The organism is Streptomyces sp. NPDC018833 (assembly GCF_044390825.1).
Lineage (GTDB): Bacteria > Actinomycetota > Actinomycetes > Streptomycetales > Streptomycetaceae > Streptomyces.
The window spans coordinates 1-3,708 of record NZ_JBIRZM010000040.1 but is presented as its reverse complement, the minus strand read 5'-3'; the positions used below and the strand labels follow the sequence as shown (position 1 = coordinate 3,708).

General features: G+C 57.3%; 2 rRNA genes (1 of these 2 only partly in view). Both read left to right on the top strand.

Annotation, left to right across the window (positions count from 1 at the left end):
- Nucleotides 1–276 (top strand): 16S ribosomal RNA (locus ACH5AF_RS35270); it begins 1,346 nt to the left of the window's first position.
- Between the two features lie 287 nt (nt 277–563).
- Nucleotides 564–3,687 (top strand): 23S ribosomal RNA (locus ACH5AF_RS35265).
- The 16S and 23S rRNA genes sit together here, the layout of an rRNA operon.
- The last annotated feature ends 21 nt before the right edge of the window (nt 3,688–3,708 follow it).

The window sequence follows — 3,708 nt, the reverse complement described above, 5'->3', positions numbered from 1 at the left end:
GCGGAGCGAATCTCAAAAAGCCGGTCTCAGTTCGGATTGGGGTCTGCAACTCGACCCCATGAAGTCGGAGTTGCTAGTAATCGCAGATCAGCATTGCTGCGGTGAATACGTTCCCGGGCCTTGTACACACCGCCCGTCACGTCACGAAAGTCGGTAACACCCGAAGCCGGTGGCCCAACCCCTTGTGGGAGGGAGCTGTCGAAGGTGGGACTGGCGATTGGGACGAAGTCGTAACAAGGTAGCCGTACCGGAAGGTGCGGCTGGATCACCTCCTTTCTAAGGAGCACAGTACCGATTGCAGGCAAATGTTCTGCACGGTCAGCTCATGGGTGGAACGTTGATTAGTTGGCGCGAGAGTCCTGACAGGGATCACTAGTACTGCTTCGGCGTGGAACGTGAGATCTGGAGGGGTGCTCGTGCCTGGCACGTTGTTGGGTGTCTGAGGGTACGGCCGTGATGGTCGTCCTTCGGGATGCCGGCCCCAGTGAACTCGCTCTGTGAAGGGTGGGGTGGTGGGTGGCTGGTCGTTGCTTGAGAACTGCACAGTGGACGCGAGCATCTGTGGCCAAGTTTTTAAGGGCGCACGGTGGATGCCTTGGCACCAGGAACCGATGAAGGACGTGGGAGGCCACGATAGTCCCCGGGGAGTCGTCAACCAGGCTTTGATCCGGGGGTTTCCGAATGGGGAAACCCGGCAGTCGTCATGGGCTGTCACCCGCTGCTGAACACATAGGCAGTGTGGAGGGAACGAGGGGAAGTGAAACATCTCAGTACCCTCAGGAAGAGAAAACAACCGTGATTCCGGGAGTAGTGGCGAGCGAAACCGGATGAGGCCAAACCGTATGCGTGTGATACCCGGCAGGGGTTGCGCATACGGGGTTGTGGGATCTCTCTTTCATTGTCTGCCGGCGATGAGACGAGTCAGAAACCGTTGATGTAGGCGAAGGACATGCGAAAGGTCCGGCGTAGAGGGTAAGACCCCCGTAGCTGAAACATCAGCGGCTCGTTTGAGAGACACCCAAGTAGCACGGGGCCCGAGAAATCCCGTGTGAATCTGGCGGGACCACCCGCTAAGCCTAAATATTCCCTGGTGACCGATAGCGGATAGTACCGTGAGGGAATGGTGAAAAGTACCGCGGGAGCGGAGTGAAATAGTACCTGAAACCGTGTGCCTACAAGCCGTGGGAGCGTCGCTGTATGTGCTTGCACATGCAGTCGTGACTGCGTGCCTTTTGAAGAATGAGCCTGCGAGTTTGCGGTGTGTTGCGAGGTTAACCCGTGTGGGGAAGCCGTAGCGAAAGCGAGTCCGAACAGGGCGATTCAGTAGCGCGCTCAAGACCCGAAGCGGAGTGATCTAGCCATGGGCAGGTTGAAGCGGAGGTAAGACTTCGTGGAGGACCGAACCCACCAGGGTTGAAAACCTGGGGGATGACCTGTGGTTAGGGGTGAAAGGCCAATCAAACTCCGTGATAGCTGGTTCTCCCCGAAATGCATTTAGGTGCAGCGTCGTGTGTTTCTTGCCGGAGGTAGAGCACTGGATAGGCGATGGGCCCTACCGGGTTACTGACCTTAGCCAAACTCCGAATGCCGGTAAGTGAGAGCGCGGCAGTGAGACTGTGGGGGATAAGCTCCATGGTCGAGAGGGAAACAGCCCAGAGCATCGACTAAGGCCCCTAAGCGTACGCTAAGTGGGAAAGGATGTGGAGTCGCAGAGACAACCAGGAGGTTGGCTTAGAAGCAGCCACCCTTGAAAGAGTGCGTAATAGCTCACTGGTCAAGTGATTCCGCGCCGACAATGTAGCGGGGCTCAAGCGTACCGCCGAAGTCGTGTCATTCGCGCAATAGCCCCAACGGGCGTGCGGATGGGTAGGGGAGCGTCGTGTGCCGGGTGAAGCAGCCGCGGAAGCGAGTTGTGGACGGTTCACGAGTGAGAATGCAGGCATGAGTAGCGATACACACGTGAGAAACGTGTGCGCCGATTGACTAAGGGTTCCTGGGTCAAGCTGATCTGCCCAGGGTAAGTCGGGACCTAAGGCGAGGCCGACAGGCGTAGTCGATGGACAACCGGTTGATATTCCGGTACCCGCTTTGAAACGCCCAGTATCGAACCCATTAATGCTAAGGCCGTGAAGCCGCCGGCTGAGTCTTCGGACGAGGTCGGAGTGGTGGAGCCGCTGACCCAAGGTGGTAGTAGGTAAGCGATGGGGTGACGCAGGAAGGTAGTCCAGCCCGGGCGGTGGTTGTCCCGGGGTAAGGGTGTAGGACGCACGGTAGGCAAATCCGTCGTGCACGAGTCTGAGACCTGATGCCGAGCCGATTGTGGTGAAGTGGATGATCCTATGCTGTCGAGAAAAGCCTCTAGCGAGTTTCATGGCGGCCCGTACCCTAAACCGACTCAGGTGGTCAGGTAGAGAATACCGAGGCGTTCGGGTGAACTATGGTTAAGGAACTCGGCAAAATGCCCCCGTAACTTCGGGAGAAGGGGGGCCATTCTGGGTGATCCGATGTACTCGGTGAGCTTGGGGTGGCCGCAGAGACCAGCGAGAAGCGACTGTTTACTAAAAACACAGGTCCGTGCGAAGCCGTAAGGCGATGTATACGGACTGACGCCTGCCCGGTGCTGGAACGTTAAGGGGACCGGTTAGCTGACTTTCGGGTCGGCGAAGCTGAGAACTTAAGCGCCAGTAAACGGCGGTGGTAACTATAACCATCCTAAGGTAGCGAAATTCCTTGTCGGGTAAGTTCCGACCTGCACGAATGGCGTAACGACTTCTCGACTGTCTCAACCATAGGCCCGGTGAAATTGCACTACGAGTAAAGATGCTCGTTTCGCGCAGCAGGACGGAAAGACCCCGGGACCTTTACTACAGTTTGATATTGGTGTTCGGTTCGGCTTGTGTAGGATAGGTGGGAGACTGTGAAGCTTGGACGCCAGTTCAGGTGGAGTCGTCGTTGAAATACCACTCTGGTCGTGCTGGATGTCTAACCTGGGTCCGTGATCCGGATCAGGGACAGTGTCTGATGGGTAGTTTAACTGGGGCGGTTGCCTCCCAAAGGGTAACGGAGGCGCCCAAAGGTTCCCTCAGCCTGGTTGGCAATCAGGTGTTGAGTGTAAGTGCACAAGGGAGCTTGACTGTGAGACCGACGGGTCGAGCAGGGACGAAAGTCGGGACTAGTGATCCGGCGGTGGCTTGTGGAAGCGCCGTCGCTCAACGGATAAAAGGTACCCCGGGGATAACAGGCTGATCTTCCCCAAGAGTCCATATCGACGGGATGGTTTGGCACCTCGATGTCGGCTCGTCGCATCCTGGGGCTGGAGTCGGTCCCAAGGGTTGGGCTGTTCGCCCATTAAAGCGGTACGCGAGCTGGGTTTAGAACGTCGTGAGACAGTTCGGTCCCTATCCGCTGTGCGCGTAGGAGTCTTGAGAAGGGCTGTCCCTAGTACGAGAGGACCGGGACGGACGAACCTCTGGTGTGCCAGTTGTCCTGCCAAGGGCATGGCTGGTTGGCTACGTTCGGAAAGGATAACCGCTGAAAGCATCTAAGCGGGAAGCCTGCTTCGAGATGAGGACTCCCACCTCCTTGAGAGGGTAAGGCTCCCAGTAGACGACTGGGTTGATAGGCCGGATATGGAAGCCAGGTAACTGGTGGAGTTGACCGGTACTAATAGGCCGAGGGCTTGTCCTCAGTTGCTCGCGTCCACTGTGT